Origin of the sequence: Pseudoalteromonas sp. SiA1 (assembly GCF_018732205.1) — a bacterium.
Taxonomy (GTDB): Bacteria; Pseudomonadota; Gammaproteobacteria; order Enterobacterales; family Alteromonadaceae; genus Pseudoalteromonas; species Pseudoalteromonas tetraodonis.
Genome location: NZ_CP076084.1, coordinates 1,254,312 through 1,278,101, shown reverse-complemented (window position 1 = coordinate 1,278,101; position 23,790 = coordinate 1,254,312). Strand labels below are relative to the sequence as shown.

Genomic DNA, 23,790 nt, shown 5'->3' with positions numbered 1-23,790 from the left:
AATAAACCTAATACAAAAAGCTAAACAATATGCCCGCTTTCAACTATAGGCGTAACCCAATATTTTAACGGCGTGTACTTACAAACAGGGCTTAACGCCGTTTTTACTATGGCAAGTTCAGGTAATAATATATGCACCTCAAACTGATAAAAGCTGCGATGCCCTTCTACTTGCTCGGCAATGTCAAATTCACTGTGCTCTTTACTGTAGCCTTCAATGTTTTTTAAGTTAAAGCCGGTAATGCAGTCTATGCCAATTAATATATCAACCACGTCATCTTTTATGTTTGTGGGTACATTTAGGGTAAAAAGTAACTGTTCAGCCATGTTTTTTCTCCAACCAACCATAAAAGATAGGTAATAAATAAAGTGTTGTAATTGTTGAGGTAATTAACCCGCCAATAACCACAATCGCCAATGGCTTTTGAATCTCAGCGCCGGGGCCGGTGGCAAATACCAGTGGCAGTAAACCAAACATGGCGGTTGTGGCTGTCATTAACACTGGGCGAAGGCGTCTGCTTGCGCCATCTAAAATGCGCTGCGTTACATTGGCAGAAAACATTTTTATTTGCTCAAAGTAGCTGATCATCACAATACCATTGAGTACCGCTACGCCAAGTAAAGCAACAAAACCAACCGATGCAGGCACCGAGAGGTATTCATTACTAATAAATAGGGCAATCACTCCCCCCATTAATGCAAACGGAATATTAGCAATTATCAGCGTTGATTTAGATAAGGATTTAAACGTGGTAAATAAAATAATGAAAATCAGTATTAATGCCACAGGAATAAGCACCAGCAAGTTTTGTGTTGCACGTTGCTGGCTTTCAAATTCGCCACCAAACGACAAGGTAAAACCACTGGGTAACTTTATGCTGCTATTAATTTTAGCTTCCAGTTCATTTACATAACTAACCACATCGCGGTTATCCACATTAACGCTTACAGAAGCAAAGCGCTTTGCTTTTTCTCGCTCTATTAACAATGGCCCCGTTTTAAAGCTAATATTAGCCACCTCTTCAAGTGGTAGTAGGCTGTTGTCGGGCATTAAAATTAACTTTTGTTTTAATGCGCTCATTGACGATAACTCAAAGTGTGCTGCGCTTTCGCCTTTTTGTGCATTAAACACAATAGGGATCACGCGGTTTCCTTCTTGCAGTGCCGATACCTGTAGGCCTTCTAATTGCGACTTTAAATAATCGCTTAATCCTTCGGTGGTTAAACCAAACTGACTGGCAACCTCAGGAATAAGTTTAATATTTACGTATTTACCCCCTTCAATAAGCGCCATTTGCACATCACTTGCGCCGTCAATATTAGTGGCAAGTGCCGTGATTTTTTCAGCTAATGAGGCAAGTGTCGCAATGTCATTACCGAATACTTTAATCGAAATATCACCGGTGCCACCGGTGAGCATTTCTGATACCCGCATTTGTATTGGCTGAGTAAAGCCAATATTTACCCCTGGAAATTGCGTAAGTGTTTGTCGAATATCCTCGATTAGCCGCGCTTTGGAGTCAAAACGCCACGTATCTTTTGGCGCTAATTCCATAAACACATCGGTTTCGTTTAACCCCATAGGATCAAGCCCGAGTTCATCGGAGCCGGTACGGGCAACAATTTGTACGATTTCTGGGGTGTTTTTTAGCAGTGTGGCTTCAATTTGTTTATCGATATCCAGCGAGGCTTGCAAGGAAATACTCGGCGATTTTTCCAGTTGCACAATAATGTCGCCTTCATCTAAAACGGGCATAAAGCTTTTACCAAGCCCCTGAAATAACACCCCACTGAGCACTAAAACAGCTACCGATATAACACTAATAGCCACCGGCTTTTTAATTGCTTGGGCAAGTGTTTTAGTATAAAAACCTTGTAATAGCGTGACCATTTTAGGCTGGGTTACGGGTTCATTTTTTAATAACAATGAGGCTAAAATTGGAATAACCGTTAACGACAACAACAGCGCACTTAGCATGGCAAACACGATAGTGAGCGCCACTGGGGTAAATAACTTGCCCTCTAACCCTGTTAACATTAATAGCGGTGAAAACACGATAATAATAATAATTGTGCCTGAGAACACTGGCGCCGCGACTTCTTTACAGGCGCGATAAATAACATGCAGCCGAGGGAGGTGCTGATTATTAGCCAACCGATTCACTATGTTTTCAACAATAACTACCGATGAGTCCACCAGCATACCAATGGCAATCACTAAGCCGCCTAAACTCATTAAATTAGCCGATAAATCAAACTGCTTCATCATTATAAACGTCAGCAATGCCGACATAGGTAAAGACAAAGACACCACCAATGAAGAGCGAATATCACCTAAAAACAAGGCAAGTAGCACTATCACTAAAATAATCGCTTGGCCTAATGCGCTGGTAATGGTGCTAATTGCGGTATTTATTAAGTTAGAACGGTCGTAAAACACATTAATTTTTGTGCCTTGCGGTAATGACGCTTCAATGGTGCGAAGTTTATCTTTTACATCTGCAACAACTTGCGCTGTATTACTATTTTTAAGCGCAATTATAAGCCCTTGTACCGCCTCTTCACTGTTTTTAGTGACTGCGCCATAACGGGTTAAACTGCCAACGTGTACCGTGGCAATATCACTTAACCGAATAACCTTATTTTGAGTGGACTTAATCACGGTATTTTCAATGGCGGTTATATCGGTGTATTTGCCCTCAGTGCGCAAAATTAAGGTGTCGTTGCCTTTTTCTAAGCGCCCTATGCCACCGTTTTGATTCGTTTGCGTGATTGCTAACTTCATTTCATCAAAGCTGACTTGATGCTGTTGCATCAATAAAGTATTGGGAAGTATTTCATAGGTTTTTGAAAAGCCGCCAAGGCTATTTACATCAGCAACGCCGGTTACAGTGCGCAGTAATGGACGAATTTGCCAATCTAAAAGCTCTCTTTTTTCAATCAGCGATAAGTGAGTACTTTCTATGGTAAACATGAACACCTCGCTCAAAGGCGTGCTCATTGGCGCCATGCCGCCACTAATATTACTGGGCAAGGTGGGCAAAATATTTAATAAACGCTCATTAACTTGCTGACGGGCCCAATAAATGTCGGTGCCCTCTTCAAAGTCAATGGTAATATCGGTAATAGAATACTTAGTGGTAGAGCGCAGCATTTGCTGTGACGGAATACCCAGTAATTCGGTTTCAATCACCCGTGTTACTTGCGATTCTATTTCAAGGGCGTTCATGCCGGGTAATTTGTAAACTATTTTAACTTGAGTAGGTGATATTTCTGGAAAAGCATCCACTGGAATACTTAACCAAGATTTAGCACCAATGGCCATAGCAACAATAACAAAAATACTAACAAACAAACGCTGAGTAAGTGAAAACTTAATAAGCTGGTTTAACATTTACTCTCTCCCTAAGTGAAGCAACATACCTTGTAGCGCACTTACCGAGCTTATTAGTACCTGCTGATCATCTAGGTTTTTATTGGCAGTAAATACATAGTCTTTGCCTTGTGTACCCTTGAGCTCAATCGGCAGTAACTCAAGGTTATCGCCAGACTTTAAAGCAATGTAATTAACATCTTCAAATTCAAACACCGCTGACTTTGCTATTTTAAAGCCCGTTAATTTATTTACCGGTGTGACTTTGATAGTTTGCCCCAGTCTAAGCTGGCACTCATTTGAGCTTGGCGACGCCCACACTATTTGATGGTATTTATCTGCAATACTGTCATAGCTCTCAATATTTAAGCTGCAACTTTGTGACAGCTTGAAATGCGCTAACGTGTTGGTAAAACTAAGAGGGACTTTAATCTTAACGCGAATACTACTTGCATCGATAATATCAAACGCGGTGTCACCCATCACATGGTTTCCCGACTCATTAGTGAGTTTTAAAATGCCCGTTTTTGGACTCACTAAGGTCACATTTTCATTATCATCAATGTTTAAAAATGCCATTTGATGTTGCATATGTTCAAAATTTAGCTTGGCTTCAAAATAGCTTTTTGTGATTTCAACCCATTCAGAACTTCTTATTATTTTGTTTTTTAAGTGTTGTTGGTTTATGTCGTAATGGCTTTTAGCAATAGAAAGCATGTCTTTTGCTGATTGATAGGCATCTAAAAAATGGTGTACATCACTGCCCTCAACGCTTGCAATAGTAGCGCCCTTTTCAACCATGCTGCCGTTAGGGTATAAGTAACGAACCTGCTGTACATCAAACGCAAACAGCACCGTATAATTGACCCCAGGTTTGAAATTGACTTCACCAATTAAACTTTGCCCGTTAATAAACTCTGTTTTTTGAATCGGCGCAAATTCAACATCAAAACCACTGAGTGACGAAAGCCTTACAGGTGCTAAATTTTGCGAAGCAAACACAGGATTAAATGTTAATAAAGTCACCGTAAAGAAGAAAAATAACGTATATTGAATACGCAAAAAATGACGCATTTTTTTTGTAAAATTTAACAGCATTTCGTTTGTTCACATTTGATTAATTTTATAGAATCAACCATGACTTTTTTAGACGGTTAAATCATCAGGCAAACGCCTTAACGTACCCAAAAATAGCGAAAATTACGCTATGGTACATTTGTCCATTGTATTTATAAGGCATTGATAATAGAGGTTTTAATGAGAGACAAGTTAATAGCAGCCACCTTGTTAATAATAATGGTGCTAAACTTTTTTGATGTACTAACGGATATACATTTAGGCGTGCCGCAGTGGCATATTTTTTCTGAGGGCTTAATCGTTGTCATTTCTGCAGCCTGTGCTATTTACTTAATTAGCGATATTCGTGCGCGTACTGCCAATATTAATGCGCTGAAACAAGAATTAGTGCATTCAAAAAAAGAACTTAAAAACATATCACAGGCAATGATGGATGCGCGTCATGAATACAGTGGTGTTATTCAAACCCAATTTTCACAATGGACATTGACTCGCAGTGAGCAAGAAGTCGCGATGTTATTACTTAAAGGCTTAAGCTTTAAAGAAATAAGCGCACTAAGAAACACAAAAGAAAAAACCGTACGCCAACAAGCATCAGACATCTATAGTAAAGCCGATGTAGAGGGCAGACATGAGTTTGCCGCATGGTTTTTAGAAGACTTTATGCAACAAAGGCACTATCCGCATTCAAGCTCAGCCATTAACTAATGCAGTGACTATCGCATATACTTGCGCGCTATTTTAGTCAGCGTTAAGCTAACGCTTTATTTTCGTCATTATGGTCTATGTGCTCTATAGCCCGCAAAGATAATTCAACGTAAAGGTTTAATATGAATAACAGTACCTACCCTATTGGCAACCCTGGTGAAAAGTGGAATAACAATCATAAACTCCAATGGCTTGAAGCCCAGAAAATTAAACGTAGTTATAACGATGAAGTATTAACGCTAATTAATGAGCTAAAAGATACGCTTATTGTAGAGCAATATGGTGAACTTAATTATGCTCAAAACAGTTACCCTTTGTTTGCATTAAAAACCCAACACTTTGATAAAAATAAACACACAGTGCTAATCACTGGTGGCGTACATGGCTACGAAACCAGCGGAGTACACGGTGCGTTAAGGTTTGCAAAAACATTGGCAACTCAATACGCAGAGAAATTTAATCTGGTGATTACTCCCTGCATTAGCCCATGGGGTTATGAAACAATAAACCGCTGGAATCCAGAGGCAATTGATCCAAACCGTTCTTTTTATGAAGGCAGCCCAGCGCAAGAATCTGCATTGGTAATGAATTATGTGCAATCTTTAAATACTGATTTAATCGCGCATATCGATTTGCATGAAACCACTGATTCAGATAACAGTGAATTTCGCCCTGCACTTGCAGCGCGCGAAGGTAAAGTAAATACTAATTGGAATATTCCAGACGGTTTTTATTTAGTCGCTGACAGCAACAAACCAGAGCCTGCTTTTCAAAAAGCTATTATTGAATGTGTTGAAAAGGTCACACACATCGCTCCAAGCGATGAAAATAAACAATTAATTGGTGTACCTCAAGAACAATTTGGGGTAATAAACTATGCAGCAAAAGAGTTAGGTTTATGCATGGGGTTATCTGATGCAACCTACGTTACAACCACGGAAGTTTACCCAGATAGTGCAACGGCCAACCCTGAAGAGTGCATATTAGCGCAAGTTGCGGCAATTTCGGGGGCGTTGGACTACATTATTAATAAGTAATAGTTATGGTATTCATCAGCACATAGTAAGGTGCAGACAAAGGAGCGGCTATTGGAATTTAAAAATAATTACGGCAGTTACAGTTTTTATGTTGAGGGTAATATTGTTATTGCGCAATTTAAAGGCAACTTAAACCCTGAGTTATTAAATCACTTTAAAGCCGCTCTGTTAGACACCATTGCAACGTTTAAACATCAACCTTGGGGCTATATTAGCCACTCGCCCGACGTTGTGGCCGCCACCCCTGACGCTGAAAAAAATATGATCGATGTTAGCCAAACAATGGGGATAAATAATTGCATAATGAGTGCCTTTATACTCACCTCTCCCATAGCCATAAGGCAACTACAACGTATTATGCACAGCTCAGGCCGTGACGCTCATTTGCAAGAATGCTTGTTTGATGACTTGCCAAGCGCTAAGGCATTTATAAAAAGTCAGCTTACCTCAGCCGAGTAAATCAATTACACGACCGAGGTATAGTCAACGAAAAACCAAATGGGCTAGTTTTTATAAAACTGACTCTCTTTAGTAATTGAAATGCTATTGTCCTCTTGTGCGGTAATTTTAAACTGCAGCTTACTCACCTTCGTGGGTATATCATATCCATCGGCAGTAACCGTTACAGGAACACTTTTCATCAACCCTGGCTCTACCAACACAGCGTTAGGACTTTGCAAGCTCGCACCTTCTAACCCACTAATTGAAATAGAATAATGCAAAGGTTGCTGCGTTTTGTTAATGATGGTGAGTGTATAAGGGTTTTCTACTAACCCTTCATAATTTACCCGATACAGTGCGTTTCTGTCTCTTAGGACTGAGGCTTCGATAGGCGTACGTTGTAGCATCCAAGCAAACATAGAAATAATTAACAGCGCAGTTAAAGCGCCATAGCCCACTAACTTGAGCCTAAATGGATTAGTTTTTTGCCCCGCCATTTGCTTTTCACTGGCGTATTTAATTAAGCCTTTTTCGTAGCCAAACTTATCCATGGTATCGTCACAGGCATCAATACATAAGCCACAGTTAATACATTCATATTGCAGTCCATTGCGAATATCAATCCCAGCAGGACATACTTCAACACATAAGTTACAGTCTACACAGTCACCTAAATTAAGCGCTTTAGGATCGGCTTTACGTTTACGTGGACCGCGGTTTTCACCTCGTTCGCTATCGTAAGTAACCACCAGCGTGTCTTTATCAAACATCACTGATTGAAAGCGCGAATACGGACACGCCACTGTACACATTTTTTCTCGTAAAAAACCTGCGTTGCCATAGGTACAAAATGCAAATAAAAACACCCAAAAACTGGTGATCCCAGACCATTCAAAATTAACCATTTCTAGGTATAAGGTTTTAGCTGGAATAAAATACGCTAAAAAAGAAGTGGCAGTTAAGAGTGAAATAACCAGCCATGCACTGTGCTTAGTAATTTTTTTACGCCACTTGGTAATATCCCATGGGCTTTTATCAAGCTTAATACGCTGGTTACGCGTCCCCTCAATACGTTGTTCCACCCAAGAGAACATCAACATCCAAATTGTTTGCGGGCAAGTATAGCCGCACCACACACGGCCAAGCCAATTGGTCACAAAAAATAACGCAAACGCCCCCACCATAAATAGCATGGCGAGAATCATAAAGTCTTGAGGTAGTAAGGTTAGGCCAAAAATAGTAAACTTTTGGGTGGCAACATCCAATAAAACCGCTTGCTGACCGTTATATTGAATCCAAGGAATGGCGATAAAGCTGAGCATTAGCAACCAACCTAAATTACGGCGTATACGCTGAAAAAACCCTTTTTGCTCGCGTATATAAATTGGCCCTTCTTCTTTGTAGGGCTTAATGATCATGTCTTCTTCTTTAATATCAAACTTCATGTTACTTACTTAATAGTGACGGGTATTAAGTACGATTTTGCAACTTTCAGACCACAGTGAAAGTTAATTTAACTTATTGATATTAAATGATTATACACATAACACCAAAGCGAAAATTCGCGATATTTAACGAAATACACGATATATCGCGAGTTAACGAGTACGATGCACTGCTAATTTTCGCATTTTTGAGCGAAGCGTACTCTCTGGTAAGCCCAACTTATTTGCCGCGCCTTGTTCGCCTGCAATTTTCCAGTTACATAACATCAGTACGGAGATAATATGCTGCCTTTGCGCCTCATCCAGTGTAAGCGTTGGGTTAACAGCACTCGCATCACCGGCTTTTAGCGGCTGACTTAACTGCAGTGTGGGTTGTGTAGATAAAATAGCTTCTCTCTCTAACACGTTTTGCAGCTCTCTGATATTGCCGGGCCAGTCATAGGCTTGTAGTTGCCTAATAGCTTTGTTACTTAACCCCTGCAATTGCTTACCTAGCCGCTTGTTTATTTGCACAATTAAGTTTTGACATAAATAAGGTATATCTTCTTTTCGCTCTTTTAGTGCTGGCACTTTGATAGGAAACACGTTTAAACGATAATATAAGTCCATTCTAAACTGCCCTGCTTGTACCATTTCCCACAAGTTACGATTGGTTGCAGCAATGATACGAATATCAACTTTTAGGGTTTGGCTGCCCCCTACTCGCTCAAATTCGCGCTCTTGTAATACTCGTAATAATTTACTTTGTGACTCTAACGGCAGCTCTGCCACTTCATCTAAAAATAAAGTGCCCTTATCAGCAAGTTCAAAACGCCCTTTACGTCGCTCACTTGCGCCGGTAAACGAGCCTCGTTCGTGTCCAAACAACTCCGATTCTAATAAGCTAGGGGTAAACGCCGCACAATTAACTTTTATAAACGCCTGCTCATTGCGCTTGCTTAATCTATGTAAGTTACGTGCCACCAGCTCTTTGCCAGTACCGTTTTCACCAAGTATCAACACCGTACTGTCGGTTTCGCTCACTAACTGTATTTGCTGCAACATACGTTGAAATACATCACTGCGCCCTACTAGCCCTGAGTCTTGCCAATCTTGATTTAGCTCGGCAGTAAGGTAGTCGTTTTCATCTTTGAGCTGCTCGCTTAAATGCTTTACTTGCGCTAAAGCATCTTGGAGCGCGGTTTGGGTTCGCTGCTGCGCTGATATATCGCGAAAAACGGCTACGGCTCCGATAAGCTGGCTATTTTTATAAACGGGCGTTGAGGTATATTCAACAGCAAAGGCGCTGCCATCTTTACGCCAAAATACTTCGTTTTTAACCTCGCGGCGTTTACCATCAAACATGGTGCAGTAAATTTGGCATTCATCGGCAGGGTAAGGCGTGCCATCTGCATGACTGTGATGATGATATTGATGTATTTTTTTACCCAGCAATTCATCGGCTGTCCAACCCGTCATTCGCTCTGCCGCTGGATTTACAAACACCGCATTACCAGATAAATCAAATCCGTATATGCCCTCACCTACCGCATTAAGTAATAAAGTAGGATCGTTTAAAAAGTTTTTTATCATTGCAGACCTCGCGAAATATCGCGAGTATTATGCCAACTCTCTCCTGCTTTAGCACCTAGTAATGGCTAAATAATGCCTTAATATCTATTTTTGCTTCTAGCCGTGCTGCAATTAAATACAAGCCCGCTAGCTTACGGTGAATAAACAACGCATCAACAGGAGGCGTATGCCATTGCTGCGACTGTGCACTTAACTGCAAGCCAGCATCTTTAATATTGCTAGCAAGCGCGCTGTTTTTAAAATCAAACTCGCCGTGATAACGCAGTGGCTCGCAGGCCATTAAAAATAAATCAATCACTTTTTCTTTGTAATTGTCTTTGAGCGAATCTTTAAAATAGCCAATATCGGTGGCGGCATTGAGCACCCCCTCACGATCGTTATTACTACCAGCTTTAAATAAAGCTAGATAGGCATTACTTAGTGCTGGGGTAATTTCTCGTGTGGCACCAAAGTCAAATAATACTATTTTTTGTGATTCAGGTTGGTAATGAAAATTTGCAAAGTTAGGGTCGGTTTGGATTAAATTAAAGACAAACATTTCTTTAAAAAATAAATCAATCAGTTGCTCAGCAACCCGACTTCGCTCTGATTGTGGTAAATATGTAATGCCCTCTATAGACTTGGCATCTACATACTCCATAGTTAGCACTTGCGCAGTACTGTGCTGGGGATACACGCTAGGGACTTTGAAATGCGCGTTATCTGCTAACAGGTTTTTGTAACGTGCTAAATACTCAGCTTCTCGAGTGTAGTCGGCCTCGGCTAATAGCTGTGCCTTGGCTTCTGCCACTAAGGGTTTAATATCCAGCTCTTTAGGTAATAACCGCGATAAGGTAAGTAAAGTGATCACGTTATCTACGTCACTCACTACACTTTTTGCGATTCCAGGGTATTGAATTTTAACTGCCAGTTGCGCGCCATTTTCTTTATAAGCTAAATGAACCTGGCCAATGGACGCCGCCGCAAACGGCCTGAGCTCAATATGAGAAAAACGCGATAACCAATCCTCTCCCCACTGCTCTTTTAAAACACTAACCAGTTGTTTGTGTGGCATCGGGTTGGCATCTGAGCGCAATAAAGACAGCAATTGAGCAAGTTCGGGGGTTAGTAGGTCGCCAGCATCCATTGAAAGCAGCTGCCCAAGCTTCATTGCCGCACCGCGCAGGTGTGAGAGTTGAGTGGCTAGGTTTTCAATATTTTTAGGCTGAAGCAATAAGCTTTTATTATCCCAGCCTTTACCAGAAAGCGCACTTTTAGCCCCGCCCACTAACATATTCGTGGCGACGCCAGTGGCTAATGAGCCTAACTTTGCAAAACGTGAAAGTCGAGATGTGGGAACGGAACGCTCATTAGCCATAACTAACCTAATCTATTAATAATAAGGTCAATTAATACGTTTTATTACGCCTATTGGATCTAAATTATAACCGAGGGACTAGCTTAATAGCGCCTTCTACTACTTTTAAATCTAAAGGTAAATTACTTAATAATGCCATTTTAGGATCGTTCATATTTAACTTATAAACGGGGTTAACGGCTAAAAAGGCATTCATTACATCCATGGCCTCGTTATCCAGCACTTCTAAATTACCTTTAAAGCCACCGGCATCAATGCTTGAGTCGAGTAACTTAACATTACGTAAAAATACCGCTTTTTTCTCGCTGTCATAAAAAGGAGTGCCCTGTATTTGCAGCTTTAAGCGCACTGGGTACTTTAATGCAAAAGCATTAATCTCGGCGCTAGAATCTGCACCTAATAAAACATAATCACTATTATCTGAGCCAATATTAACGCTTAAATCATTCACATCAAACTGCACAGGCAAGCCCATCAGGCTAACTTTTTCACTTAATTTAGGTAACTCTTTATTTAGTAACGACTCAACCTCTGAATTTGTAAATGAATAAACCGAAATACCCTGCGTACTGTTACAGGCAGTTAAAAATAGTAGTGAAATAAAAACAAAAATTTTCATGCAAAACCCTATTGGTTAATCGTATAGGCAGTAAGTAGCCATAATAAAAAACCGCTTTAATAGCGGTTTTTTTATTTTAGTTGATAAAAGTTAATTTACAGCAAAAATAACTTTTAACCTTGCTAGTGTGTCAGCTGTGACTGAACCCTCGCTGAGTGCTAATAACTGCTTTAAATAATAATTTAAATCAGCGTGTTCGCCACGGTGCTTATCATCAAGCATGGCTACTTGCTCTACCATTCTTTGCGCTGAGTTTTGCGAACTTACGCTCGCAAGTATTTCCATGCGCGTTAGCAGCTGCTCACAGCTCAATGCTGTTTTAACTGCACCATTAAATTGGCTCGGGACTGGCTCGTTGTTCTCAAGTGCAACAAATAAAGCATCTAAATTAGCTTGCTCATTTTTAGCCGCTAAGCCTGTCAGCTTTTCATCTATGGCTGATAACAAAGCAGACACTTTAGAGGTTAACGATTTAAACTGTGTATACCCTTTAACTTTGGTTTGTAAATCAAGTAATTGGGCTTTACCTTCTACACTATTTAATGCTGCTTCAAGCTCATTCAGCTCAGTTGTTGCCAGCTTATCTGACTCGCTTTGTTCGCGCTTTTGCTGTTCAAACTCTTCGCTTCGTTTAGTGAAAGTTGCATCATTAAACTGACGGAATTTTTGCCACAATGCGTTTTCAGCTTTTAAGCCTGCAAACCCTATGGTTTGCCACTGTTGCTGTAACTGCTTTAGCTGTTGGCAAGCATCTGCTAAATTATCGCTTTGTGATAATTGCTGTGCTTGTTCAACGAGCTCATTTTTAAGTGCGGCATTGCCTTTATGAAACGCGTTAAGTGACGCTACAACCTGTTGCTGCTCTGCCTTATAACGCTCGTTCAACACGCGGTATGTTTTCGGATCAACTTTACCCACACTTCGCCATGCTTTTTGCAAACGGTTATAGTTGCTTTCTAGTTGTTTCCAATCTAAATCAGCCGTATCAGTTGCTTGTAAATGCAGTGCATGCATATCAGCAATCAATTGCTCGCGCTCTGCTTTTGCTGCCTCACGTTGCACTTCTTGCTCAGCGAAGTAGCTGCGACAAGGAGCAAATAAAAGCTCAATTTTTTCATCAAACTCGTTGCCCTGTTGTTTCTCTTGCTCTGTATCAAGGCGTCCTAGCTCGTTCCAACGCTTGCGAAGTACTTTAACTTGATCAGCGCGCTGTTGTGGATCGTTACACGGCTCATCAACTAACGCTGTTACTTCTTCTAAAAGTGCTGCACGTTTTGGTGCGGCCGCATATTTTTGCCAATCTTTAGCATCGGCTAATTGCGCTTCTAGGTCTGATTTTAAATTAACCAGCGGCTGTTGGTATTTCTCAGTTAGGGCATTAAATAACTCTTCGAAGCCTTTAAATACACCAAATGCAACGTTAAAGCGCCCTTCTTCAATTAAACGTTTTACATCACGTGCCTTGCGTTTAGCTTGGCTTTGCGTTTTTTCAAGCGGCTTAGTGAGTTCGCTCATTGCGGCTAAAAATTGCTTTTTATGGCTGTTAAGCTGAGTTTTGAATGACGCTTGTAAATCAGTGCTAAGTACATTTAGGTGACTACGTGCAGTTTTAAATGTGTCATTGAACGCTGTTAACTGTTGATCGTAATCGCTAAGTTGCTCTGCAGGTTTTATTTCAATAAGCGTACTGTAGGCAATTTTATATTCTTTGATCGCCGTAGTTAGCTCAGGTAACTTGGCTACTTGTAAAAATAGTTGCTCAAGCTTATTAATCACTTGTTTTGATTGCTGATCAGCCATCAATTGCGTTTTATCTAGTGTGTCTTTTGCTTGTGCTACTTTTGCATTAAGCCAATCTTGCTGAATTTGCTCTGGGGTTTCTAATCCAAGTTGCAATGCATTTTCAATTTCTTCACTTAATGCTTCTAACGTAGCTAACGCTAACACTTGGCGCTGTTGCTGCGCTAAACGTTGCTGCTCTATTTCATGTTGCGCTTTTAATGTGGCAATGTGAGCATCAAGCTTATCGGTAATTGATATATATTTAGCATCAAGGGTTTTTACATGTTCTTCACTTAGCCATTTTAATTCAAGAGCTTGCCACTGCGCCATGAGTTCTGCAGCTTGTGGGTCAACAATGGCGTAGTCATTTTTATCACGCAATGCATTAAGCTTGGCTAAAATAACACGGGTTGCGTTTTCAACTTGCGATGGCATTTCAAGCGCTAAACGTTCGTTTTCAAGATGACTTTCTAGCGCAACTTTGGCTTCACCTTGAGCATGCTTTAACAGTGCTTTAGTTAACTGCTGAGTAATGACTAAATCAACTAACTGTTTTTGCAGCTCTTCGTTTGCTTCTTTAAAGGCTTTTTCAATCAGTTTAGGGTTAGCTAGGCGTTTTAATAGCTTAACTCTCACTTGCAGTTCTTTTTCAGCAAATGCTAGTTTTTCAAGGGTTTTAACCGGTGCAAAGCGTTCAATGTACTCATTTTTAATCTGCGCCGACAAGCTACTTTCACTGTTTAATACAGCCGATGAGATTTGTTGTTCAGCAACATCTTTCAATGCCTGATCTTGTTTGTAAGCTTTCCACCACAGTGGTAAGTCGTTTACTTTTTGCAGTGCTTTACGACGAATTTCAGCCGATGAGTCTTCAAGGGCTAAGGTGCTTAAAATTGTTACGTCACGTGCCACATCAAGTTTTTCAATCGCATCTAAACGAACTTGTTGCTTTGGGTGTTTCCATTTTGGTGTAAAAAGGTGTTTAAAGATCATTTTCACTGAACCTAGCTATTTCGTTATCTGATTTGAATTCTTTTTGTAGTTGCGCTTTGGTTTTTTGGATCATTTCTCCATTTGCACCAATGGTAAACTGCTCGTTTGATTGTGCTACTTTTGCTTGGTACAACATCACTAGTTGCACTGTTTGTTGCTTTTGCTCATCTGATAAAGGCGTGCCATCTGGCCACTTTCCCGTTGCCGCGCCATACTGTAAGCGCTCAAATAATTCTGGAGTAATATTCTGTACTAGGTTGTCAATATTCATGTCATTTTTTCTTTTTCAGAGTCACTAAAATAATACGGTTAATAAGGTACCAAATACAGCCAATGCCAATGGCCGAGGTATACGCATACCACTGAAGTGTTTTTTCTTGAGGTTGTAGGAAGTACAAACAAAAGAAGCCACCTAAAAATAAGATCAGCGCTAAAAAGGAGTGGTTCATAAACATTTGCTGCTTTTTAATTCGCTGCTCACGTTGAAGTTGTTGAACTTGCTCGGCATTTAATTCAGCAACGTTACTTTGGCAATGTGGACACTGCGAATGTTTATCTGAAATTGATTTTGCACATTTGGGGCAACGAATAATCGCCATACATCTCTCTCCATACTACGCATAAAAAAAGCGCCTTTCGGCGCTTTTCATTGTACTTGTTTTATTGCTCTTTGTCTTTTTTGAATTTAACCCAATAGATGATATTAGGTTATTGGGATCTGTTTATTCAGCGTCTTTAGATTGCTTTTCAAGGCGCTTTTCCCAGAAGGTAGCATTTTTAATCCCTAACTTAACGGGATCAAATGTGATTTGGCCACCTTTTTTCTTCTGGTCTTCATAATCACTCAAACATGTTAAGGCCGGTTTAGCGACAAAGAAAATGGCTAATATACCCAATATGTTGATCCACGCCATTAAGCCAACGCCTATGTCGCCAATAGTCCATATATAACCGGAACTGTTAACCATGCCGTAGGCTACCATAAACATAATCATAAGTTTTACTACTACAAGCGGAATACTTCCTTTAAAGTAGCGATTTAAGTACGCGATATTCGTCTCAGCAATGAAGTAATAAGCCAGTATGGTGGTAAAAGCAAAGAAGAATAAAGCGATACCTACAAACGCTTCGCCAAAGCTACCAAATACACTAAACAACGCCATTTGGGTAAATGCTGCTGACCCCACTTCAGTTGCCGCATCAACATTTTGTATAATGAATTGCCCTTCTGGCAAAGTACCGACTACATTGTATTGCTGCGTCATTAAAATCATTAATGCCGTTGCTGTACATACAAAAAGTGTATCAACATATACAGAAAAAGCTTGCACTAAACCTTGCTGTGCAGGGTGATCAACTTCTGCCGCCGCCGCCGCATGAGGACCTGTACCTTGGCCGGCTTCATTAGAGTATATTCCACGCTTAACACCCCAGCCAATTGCAGCACCAAAACCTGCTTGGGCTGTAAATGCATCACCAATAATGAGCGAGAAAATACCCGGGACTTTGTCTATATTTAAAAATACGATAATTAAGGCCAATACGATGTAACCAAGCGCCATAAATGGCACTACAATTTGCGTAAAATTAGCAATGCGCCTTATACCACCAAAGATAATAAACGCTAAAACGATTAGAATAATGGCCAACGCAACCAGTTTAAAACTACCTACGTCACCAAAACTTGTAGACACCATAGTGCCATCGCCAAATACTTGAGTGAATGCGTTGCCCACAGCATTTGCTTGCACGCCCGGCAGGAAAACCCCACAGGCTATAATTGCCGACACAGCAAATAATACAGCCAGCCACTTTTGCCCTAAACAACGATCAAAATAATACGCTGGACCACCGCGGTATTGGCCGTCTTCTTCTAACTTATAAATTTGACCTAATGTTGACTCCGCGTATGCAGTACTTGCACCTAAAAAAGCAACAACCCACATCCAGAAAATAGCGCCAGGGCCTCCAAAACCAATTGCGGCTGCCACACCGGCAATATTACCAACCCCTACTCGGCCAGATAATGAAACAGCAAGAGCTTGAAAAGATGAAATTCCTTTTTCTGAGGTGTTAGGGCTAAATAATAGCTTACACATTTCTTTAAAATGTCTAACTTGAGCAAATCGAGTTAGTACGGAGTAAAATAAACCTGCGCCTAGGCATAAATAGATGAGTGCATCACTCCAAACAACATCATTAACGGCGCTTACAAAAGCTTCCATGAACATCCTCACAGTTATATTTATTATTATTAATTACCATACTCTGCTACTCAGAATACCTGTCATAAGCTTTACGAAATAAGGGGTTAATCTTTTTCGTTTTTCTTATTGTTCAATCGATATTAACTTAAGTGCCCAACCTTGTTAACAGTTAATTTTCAAAACAACTTATTGTTTATTTATATTGAGCCTTCCAGATCAACGTTTAACTAAGTGCAAATTGATTTAGACTATATGGTATTAAATCTGTCGAGAAGGTGTATTGAAACGTTTTAGTGCTGTGGTGGGTAAATGATTCTTATTTTTTGGTACGGTTGGTTTAGCTAAAAGTAAAAAGGGTATCAATATTTATTGATACCCTTTGAAACAAACGTTTTATCTTAAGTTGTCTACAACATTAACAATGGCTGCTAAAGTATCTTGACCAAATTGATATGAACGACGATCTGACCAACCATAATCTGGATCGGGTAAGTCATTATTATCTTTAAATGGCATTTCAACTGTGTAAGTTAGTGCTTTAAATTCTTCTGCTGTGGCTGATGAACCTACTGTTAAGTTAGCTTGACCTGGTTCGTCTTTATCGTAGCCATGCGTATCTTGAAACTCTGGAGTAATAGTTAAAAGCGCGGCCTTAAAGCTATCCTCTAGGCCTTTTAGGCGTGCATCATAGCTTGGTATGCCTTCGCTACCGGCAACAAAATTATATGGAATGGCTTCATCACCATGAATGTCTAGGTGCATGTCTAAGCCGGCTTCGCGCATTTTATTAAGCACTAAGTAAACTTCTGGGCTGTTTTCCATGCTGGGTGTTTGCCATTCACGGTTTAAGTTAACCCCTTTAGCGTTAGTGCGTAGGTGACCGCGTACACTGCCATCTGGATTCATGTTTGGCACGATATAAAATACCGCTTTTGATAGTAACGCTGCTGCATGAGGGTCTTCATCATCAAGTAGCTTGTGTACTAAGCCTTCTACAAACCACTCTGCCATTGTTTCACCTGGGTGTTGACGAGCAGTGATCCAAATTACTTTTTTATCGGCGCTTGGCTGACCAATTTTAAGCACGCTCATGTCACGCCCATCAAGCGTTTGACCTAGTGTTTCTAGTTGGCAAATTTCTTGGCTTTGCGCCCATGCTAATAAGTCTAAATGACGATCGTAGCTGTAAGGTGCAAAGTAGGCGAAGTAAACGCTGCTGCACTCAGGCTCAAGCTCAAATGTTAATGTGCCATTTTCATACGAAGACGGTACACGGAACCATGTTTGACGGTCGTATGAAGCGACAGCTTGGTAGTCTACCCAACCATCAGGGTATGCAGACTTATCAAGATTATTAATATTTAACTGATGAAGTTGATAAGGCGTTGTCTCAAGACGAAAGTGAAACCACTGATAAAACTCAGACTGGTGATCTTTATTAATTTCTAGCTGAATATTTAACGGATCGGTGGCTTCAATAACTTTAATATTACCACTGTCGAAATTGCTACTGATTTTCATTACAACAAACCTATTAGTTAACTGTGTGTCTTTGACTAAGGCACTTAGCCAAGAGGTAAATACGTGTCACTGCACTTTAAAAGTGTATAAACGCGTACCCAATTTAATAAAGCGTACCATAACCGCTTCACTTTAAAAATCTTCAGGCCTAAAAAAGCCAGCAAGTGCTGGCTTTTCTTAATAGCTCATGTGTTTATCGAGGTAAACTTGGGAATGAGACTTCTGCCATGTCGCGCATACAGCGAACTACCTGGCAGCTATAACCAAACTCATTGTCGTACCATACGTAAAGTACAACACGGTTATCATCAACAATCGTTGCTTGAGAATCAACAACACCTGCGTAACGGCTACCCACTAAATCGGTAGAGACGATTTCAGTTGATGCTGTGTAATCAATTTGATCACGTAGGTCTGAGTGAAGTGCTGTTTCACGTAAAAACGCATTAAGCTCTTCAACCGTTGTACTCTTTTCAAGGTTCAAGTTTAAGATAGCTAACGATACGTTTGGTGTAGGTACACGGATTGCGTTACCTGTTAGTTTACCTTCAAGCTCTGGTAATGCTTTAGATACCGCTTTCGCTGCACCTGTTTCAGTGATAACCATGTTTAATGCCGCAGCACGACCACGACGTTCTGCTTTATGGTAGTTATCAATTAAGTTTTGGTCATTAGTGTATGAGTGAACTGTTTCAACATGGCCATTCTTAATACCAAACTGATCGTTTAATGCTTTAAGTGTTGGCGTAATCGCATTGGTTGTACAGCTTGCTGCACAGACGATTTTGTCTTCAGGTAAAATATCTTGGTTGTTTACACCGTAAACGATATTTTTAATATTACCTTTAGCAGGCGCTGTTAATAATACTTTTGCAGCCCCTTTAGATTCTAAGTGTTGACCAAGGCCGGCTTCATCTTTCCAAATACCTGTGTTATCAACAACAAGTGCGTTTTCGATGCCGTAGGCGCTGTAATCAACTTCACTTGGCGAGTTAGCGTAGATAACTTGAATGTAGCTACCGTTCGCTTTAATTGCATTACGCTCTTTATCGATAGTGATAGAACCATTAAATGGACCATGGATAGAGTCACGACGTAATAAGCTTGCACGTTTCTCTAAATCGCCATCTTTACCGCCACGCACAACAATAGCGCGAAGGTTTAAATCGGCATACGGGCCTGATTTTTCAATTAATAAACGCGCTAATAAGCGACCGATACGACCAAAACCGTAAAGTACAACGTCACGTGGTGCTTTTGGTTTAGAGTCAACAATTTCAGCAAGTTCATCTTTAACAAACTCTTCTACTGAACGACCATTCGCTGCATCTGTGTATAAATAGCTGTATGCTAATTTACCAATATCGATACGGGCAGAATTTAATTCCATTTTGCTGATAGCTTCTAAGAATGGGAAGCTTTCACGTAGGCGTAGTTTAGTCCCTTCAAATTGAGCTACTGATTTGTGAGACTTGATAATATCAATAGTGCTTGAATTTACTAATGGACGGCCGTAAACAGCGATTTCGATACCACGATTACGGTACAATTTACCAATAATAGGCTGCATGCTTTCTGCGTAATCTTGACGTTCTTGCCAGCTACTTGTGTATTCTAACTCGTGAGATGAGGTCATTTTTTTTACCTAATTAAACAATTTTGAACGGATAGCCTAAGAATGCATCGAATTTTGAGAGCAACGCATTCCTTCGGGCAGGTCTATTCTAATTTAATCTCATTTTATTCTCTACTGTTAGAGACTAAAGTTTAGGCTAGAATAATACTATATGAGGGTCTGTTGACCTTTGCGGATTAAAATTTGTTCAAACTAGGGACAATTTAATCGCGGTGCGAGGTTTGTAACCTAGTGGGCTAAGTCAAAACCGAGCAAAGCTTCCGCGTCCTGCTCACGCCCCTTACCTACATCCATGTAGGCAGCAAAGAGTAAATCGCCCCTAGGCAGAACCCTTCGGGCAGCGCCTGTTTGGCATTGATGCAACGTTATCGCCTATTTATGGGGAATAACCACACCACATAGGCTCTGCCTTGTCTCAATACCAAACAGACTGCTGCAAATTCAACCTTGAAAGGTCAACAGACCCTAATAATTTGAGAGACTCGGATGGCTTTTAAGCGCATAACCCTCGCCTTTGCAATTTTGCTTACAGGCTGTGAAGAATCTTTAACCGTTGAAGATATTTGCGTTCAATCGCCGGCCATATGTAATGATCTTAACCAAGATAGTCACTGTAAAGCGCAGCGAGAACGTACTATTTTTTCTCGTCACCTTGAATCTTTACAACCAACCGATGAACACAAATATCAATTACTTAAAGCGTTTGAGCATTACAATCAATGTATTGCTTTGGCAGCCAACATTCAGCACATAAAACTAAAAAGCAAAACCACGGCTCGCCGACATGCCCACTTAACGAGCATGAGGGAAATGGCACGGATTTATCAACAGACAAAACACACCAGCCACCCGGGCTTGCTTTATTATCATTGGTCAAGAAACAATGACGAAAGTGCATTAACACGTTTGCTCGCTTTAGAACATACTGCAGAAGTTGAACAAAGTGCTGAGATGCAATTTTACTTAGCGTCTTATTACATTAAGGTTGATGAAGAAAAAGCGATTAATTTTTTATACAACACGCTAGCGCTGAATAAAGCGAAGCATGAACCGAACCCTGAAATATATATGTCTTTAATCAGCCTGTTTTATAAACATCAACAATATAAACATGCTTATATTTTTGCCAAAATAGCTCAGTTTTCTGGTATTGAACATATTGATATACTGTTAATTGAGCAGCAGTTAATAGCACAAGGAAAGAATTTAGAGAGTTTAGATAGGTTAGCCGAGCAGACTTTGCAGCAAATAGATCAAGGAACGTTTATCTCCCCCCGGAAATAATAAAACAGATACAAAAAAGGCAGCTTACGCTGCCTTTTTGTTTATTTTTTGCTAGTGCCTACTTCGACACGGGTTTTTAACTTTTGCCCCGGTCTAAAGGTAACCACGCGACGTGCTGAAATTGGGATATCTTCTCCCGTTTTCGGATTACGTCCCGGCCTTTCTTTCTTATCTCGAAGATCAAAGTTACCAAATCCAGAGAGCTTAATCTGCTCGCCTTTTTCAAGCGCTGAGCGGATTTCTTCAAAAAACGCTTCAACTAAATCTTTGGCATCTTTTTTATTGATCCCGAGCTTTTCAAATAGGTGTTCAGCTATGTCGGCTTTAGTAAGCGCCATATCTAGTCCCTCAACGATGCATTAAACTTTTCGGCCAGTGCGGCCACCACGTTATCAACTACCTGATTGATATCTTTCTCTTCGAGTGTTCTATCAACCGCTTGCAGTGTTAGAGCAATCGCCAAACTCTTATAATTTGGCTCAATACCTTTGCCCTTATACACATCGAATAAGTTTAGGTCAACCAATTGATTTCCGCCAACTTTTCCGATGACGTTTAAAATATCACCTATTTTAACGCTGTCTTGTACTAAAATAGCGATGTCGCGGCGATTTGATGGGAATTTAGACACCCCAACAGCCTGCGGTAAATTTCTTTTTTCTAATGCCGACATTTCAATTTCAAACACAAAAGTAGCGTTATTGATATCTAACGATTTTTGCGCTTGAGGGTGTAATGCACCAAAGAAACCTACTTTTTTTCCATCAACATAAATAACGGCTGATTGACCAGGATGAAGGCCATCTGATTGCTCGGCTTTAATTTCAAAGCGGCTAACATCATTGGTAATAGCAAGTAATGCTTCAACATCCCCTTTTAGGTCGTAAAAATCAACGTTACGTTTTTCTTCAACCCAATGCTCGCCATGCACAAGCCCAGTAATAACACCACCAATAACCGGCACTTGGTAAACGCCATTTTCTGCGCTTTCATCGCTGATAAATTTAAGGCCATGTTCAAATAAGCGAATACGTGGTTGCTGGCGGTTTTGGTTATAGGCAACAGATGCTAATAAGCCAGGCATTAAACTTACACGCATCGCTGACATTTCAATTGAAATTGGGTGCGGCAATACCAATGCATTACACTCAGGGTGTAAAATAGCTTGCGCTTTAGGATCAACAAAACTGTAAGTAATGGCTTCTTGATAGCCACGGGTTACTAGCGCATTACGAAAACGGCTCAGTGCAACAGTTGACTCATCATGTGTGGTCATTTTAAGTTTTGCAGTTGGTGCCACATTAGGAATACTGTTATAACCGTATACACGTGCTACTTCTTCAATTAAATCTTCTTCAATACGAATATCAAAACGGTAGCTTGGTACATCAGCGCTCCAGCTATCATTGTCAAATTTAACATCAAGACCTAAACGCGTAAGAATATCGGTTACTTTTGCATCGTCAATGTGATGACCAATAACACGGTCTAAACGTGAACGACGTAAACGTACTTCAGTTACTTTTGGTAACTTATCTGCAGCAACAGCTTCAACGATTGGACCTGCGTTACCACCTACAATCTCCAGAAGTAACGCTGTAGCGCGCTCCATGGCATCGTGTTGTAGTGCAAAGTCGACGCCACGCTCATAGCGATGAGATGCATCAGTGTGCAAACCATAGCTGCGTGCTTGTCCTGCAATAGCCACTGGGTTGAAGAATGCACTTTCTAGTAAAATATCAGTTGTTTTTTCAGTAACACCCGATTGCTCACCGCCAAAAATACCAGCAATGGCTAGCGCTTTATGATGATCGGCAATCACTAATGTCGATTCATTTAATTTAGCCGTATTACCGTCTAATAAAACCAGCTCTTCACCTGGGGTTGCACTACGTACTTTAATTCCACCATCAATCGCATTTAAATCAAATGCATGCATTGGGTGGCCAAGCTCTAATAATACAAAGTTAGTCACATCAACAACCGGATCAATTGAACGTACACCACTACGACGTAGCTTTTCAACCATCCATAATGGCGTCTCAGCGTCTAGGTTAATGCCCTTAATAACACGCCCTAAATAGCGAGGACAGGCATCATCGTTAACCAACTCAATAGATACTTTGTCTTCAATTGTCGGGGTTACCGCTGGAATGCTTAATGTATTTACATCAATACTGTTAAGTACGCCGACTTCACGGGCAAGCCCTTTAATACCTAAACAGTCGCCACGGTTAGGTGTTAAATCTACGTCAATAATGTTGTCATCAAGCGCTAAATATTCGCGTAAATCGGCACCAATAGGCGCATCAAGTGGCAATTCCATAATGCCATCGCCTTCTTCACTAATACCTAGCTCATCAAACGCACATAACATGCCGTGTGAAGGCTGACCACGAAGTTTGGCTTTTTTAATTTTGAAATCGCCTGGTAACACTGCGCCAACAGTGGCAACTGCAACTTTAATACCTTGGCGGCAATTTGGTGCACCACAAACAATATCAAGCAGTTCATCACCACCAACATTAATTTTTGTTACACGTAGTTTATCTGCATCAGGGTGTTGGCCACACTCAACCACTTCACCTACCACAACGCCATTAAATTTGGCTGCTGCCGGCTCAACGCCATCTACTTCTAAACCAGCCATTGAAAGCTGTTCCGAAAGAGCTTGCGTATCAATTGCAGGATTTACCCACTCTCTTAACCACTTTTCACTAAATTTCATTTTATCTCTTC

The 23,790-nt window shown here is 40.6% G+C and carries 19 protein-coding genes; 4 read left to right on the top strand and 15 right to left on the bottom strand.

The features are described from left to right. Positions 1-20: 20 nt before the first annotated feature. The 3 genes from KK487_RS05990 to KK487_RS05980 are packed head-to-tail and all read right to left on the bottom strand — an operon-like array spanning position 21 to position 4,446. Entirely contained in the window at positions 21-326 is a 306-nt protein-coding gene (locus KK487_RS05990; RefSeq protein ID WP_013464618.1) for a DUF3240 family protein, read from the bottom strand. After that, complete coding sequence (locus KK487_RS05985) at positions 319-3,393, bottom strand: efflux RND transporter permease subunit (protein ID WP_013464617.1); 3,075 nt, start codon at positions 3,391-3,393, stop codon at positions 319-321. Before KK487_RS05985 ends, KK487_RS05990 begins: the two co-directional genes overlap by 8 nt. Then, on the bottom strand, positions 3,394-4,446 hold the full coding sequence (locus KK487_RS05980; protein ID WP_252190554.1) for an HlyD family secretion protein: 1,053 nt from the start codon (positions 4,444-4,446) through the stop codon (positions 3,394-3,396). 183 nt (positions 4,447-4,629) lie between these two features. On the opposite strand from KK487_RS05980, the gene KK487_RS05975 reads away from it, so the two are divergent. The 3 genes from KK487_RS05975 to KK487_RS05965 all read left to right on the top strand — a co-directional run bounded on the left by KK487_RS05975 (position 4,630) and on the right by KK487_RS05965 (position 6,653). After that, positions 4,630-5,157, top strand: coding sequence for a helix-turn-helix transcriptional regulator (locus KK487_RS05975; RefSeq protein ID WP_024601172.1), 528 nt, complete (start codon positions 4,630-4,632; stop codon positions 5,155-5,157). Positions 5,158-5,279: 122 nt separating this feature from the next. After that, positions 5,280-6,194, top strand: a complete 915-nt coding sequence (locus KK487_RS05970) for a M14 family metallopeptidase (protein ID WP_024601173.1) — start codon at positions 5,280-5,282, stop codon at positions 6,192-6,194. 51 nt (positions 6,195-6,245) lie between these two features. Continuing rightward, the gene (locus tag KK487_RS05965; protein WP_033102666.1) at positions 6,246-6,653 is read left to right on the top strand and encodes a hypothetical protein; all 408 of its coding nucleotides are present in this window, start codon (positions 6,246-6,248) and stop codon (positions 6,651-6,653) included. A gap of 44 nt (positions 6,654-6,697) precedes the next feature. On the opposite strand, the gene ccoG is transcribed toward KK487_RS05965, so the two are convergent. The 10 genes from ccoG to KK487_RS05915 form a co-directional block, all read right to left on the bottom strand. Then, a complete protein-coding gene (gene ccoG, locus KK487_RS05960) occupies positions 6,698-8,080 on the bottom strand; it encodes a cytochrome c oxidase accessory protein CcoG (RefSeq protein WP_033102667.1) in 1,383 nt (460 codons plus the stop codon). A gap of 153 nt (positions 8,081-8,233) precedes the next feature. Beyond that, a complete protein-coding gene (locus KK487_RS05955) occupies positions 8,234-9,652 on the bottom strand; it encodes a sigma-54 interaction domain-containing protein (protein WP_033102668.1) in 1,419 nt (472 codons plus the stop codon). A 55-nt stretch (positions 9,653-9,707) separates the two neighbouring features. Further along, on the bottom strand, positions 9,708-11,009 hold the full coding sequence (locus tag KK487_RS05950) for an ABC1 kinase family protein (RefSeq protein WP_138563215.1): 1,302 nt from the start codon (positions 11,007-11,009) through the stop codon (positions 9,708-9,710). Between the two features lie 64 nt (positions 11,010-11,073). Then, positions 11,074-11,628: a YceB family lipoprotein gene (locus KK487_RS05945; protein ID WP_076920766.1), complete on the bottom strand. Its 555-nt coding sequence runs from the start codon at positions 11,626-11,628 to the stop codon at positions 11,074-11,076. Between the two features lie 90 nt (positions 11,629-11,718). Continuing rightward, positions 11,719-14,403, bottom strand: a complete 2,685-nt coding sequence (locus KK487_RS05940; protein WP_215522044.1) for a DUF349 domain-containing protein — start codon at positions 14,401-14,403, stop codon at positions 11,719-11,721. After that, complete coding sequence (locus tag KK487_RS05935; RefSeq protein WP_013464607.1) at positions 14,393-14,674, bottom strand: YeaC family protein; 282 nt, start codon at positions 14,672-14,674, stop codon at positions 14,393-14,395. Before KK487_RS05935 ends, KK487_RS05940 begins: the two co-directional genes overlap by 11 nt. Before the next feature lies 1 nt (position 14,675). Next, positions 14,676-15,002, bottom strand: a complete 327-nt coding sequence (locus KK487_RS05930; protein ID WP_013464606.1) for a hypothetical protein — start codon at positions 15,000-15,002, stop codon at positions 14,676-14,678. Between the two features lie 123 nt (positions 15,003-15,125). Continuing rightward, positions 15,126-16,628: an alanine/glycine:cation symporter family protein gene (locus KK487_RS05925; protein WP_036956131.1), complete on the bottom strand. Its 1,503-nt coding sequence runs from the start codon at positions 16,626-16,628 to the stop codon at positions 15,126-15,128. A gap of 375 nt (positions 16,629-17,003) precedes the next feature. After that, entirely contained in the window at positions 17,004-18,131 is a 1,128-nt protein-coding gene (locus KK487_RS05920; protein ID WP_036956129.1) for a M14 family metallopeptidase, read from the bottom strand. A 193-nt stretch (positions 18,132-18,324) separates the two neighbouring features. After that, entirely contained in the window at positions 18,325-19,767 is a 1,443-nt protein-coding gene (locus KK487_RS05915; RefSeq protein WP_013464603.1) for a glyceraldehyde-3-phosphate dehydrogenase, read from the bottom strand. 486 nt (positions 19,768-20,253) lie between these two features. Between KK487_RS05915 and KK487_RS05910 the strand changes: the two genes are divergently transcribed. After that, positions 20,254-21,051, top strand: coding sequence for a DUF2989 domain-containing protein (locus KK487_RS05910; RefSeq protein ID WP_024603129.1), 798 nt, complete (start codon positions 20,254-20,256; stop codon positions 21,049-21,051). Positions 21,052-21,092: 41 nt separating this feature from the next. On the opposite strand, the gene ihfA is transcribed toward KK487_RS05910, so the two are convergent. Then, the gene (ihfA, locus tag KK487_RS05905; protein WP_008114070.1) at positions 21,093-21,389 is read right to left on the bottom strand and encodes an integration host factor subunit alpha; all 297 of its coding nucleotides are present in this window, start codon (positions 21,387-21,389) and stop codon (positions 21,093-21,095) included. A gap of 2 nt (positions 21,390-21,391) precedes the next feature. Then, the gene (gene pheT / locus KK487_RS05900) at positions 21,392-23,779 is read right to left on the bottom strand and encodes a phenylalanine--tRNA ligase subunit beta (RefSeq protein ID WP_036956126.1); all 2,388 of its coding nucleotides are present in this window, start codon (positions 23,777-23,779) and stop codon (positions 21,392-21,394) included. Positions 23,780-23,790 lie beyond the last annotated feature (11 nt).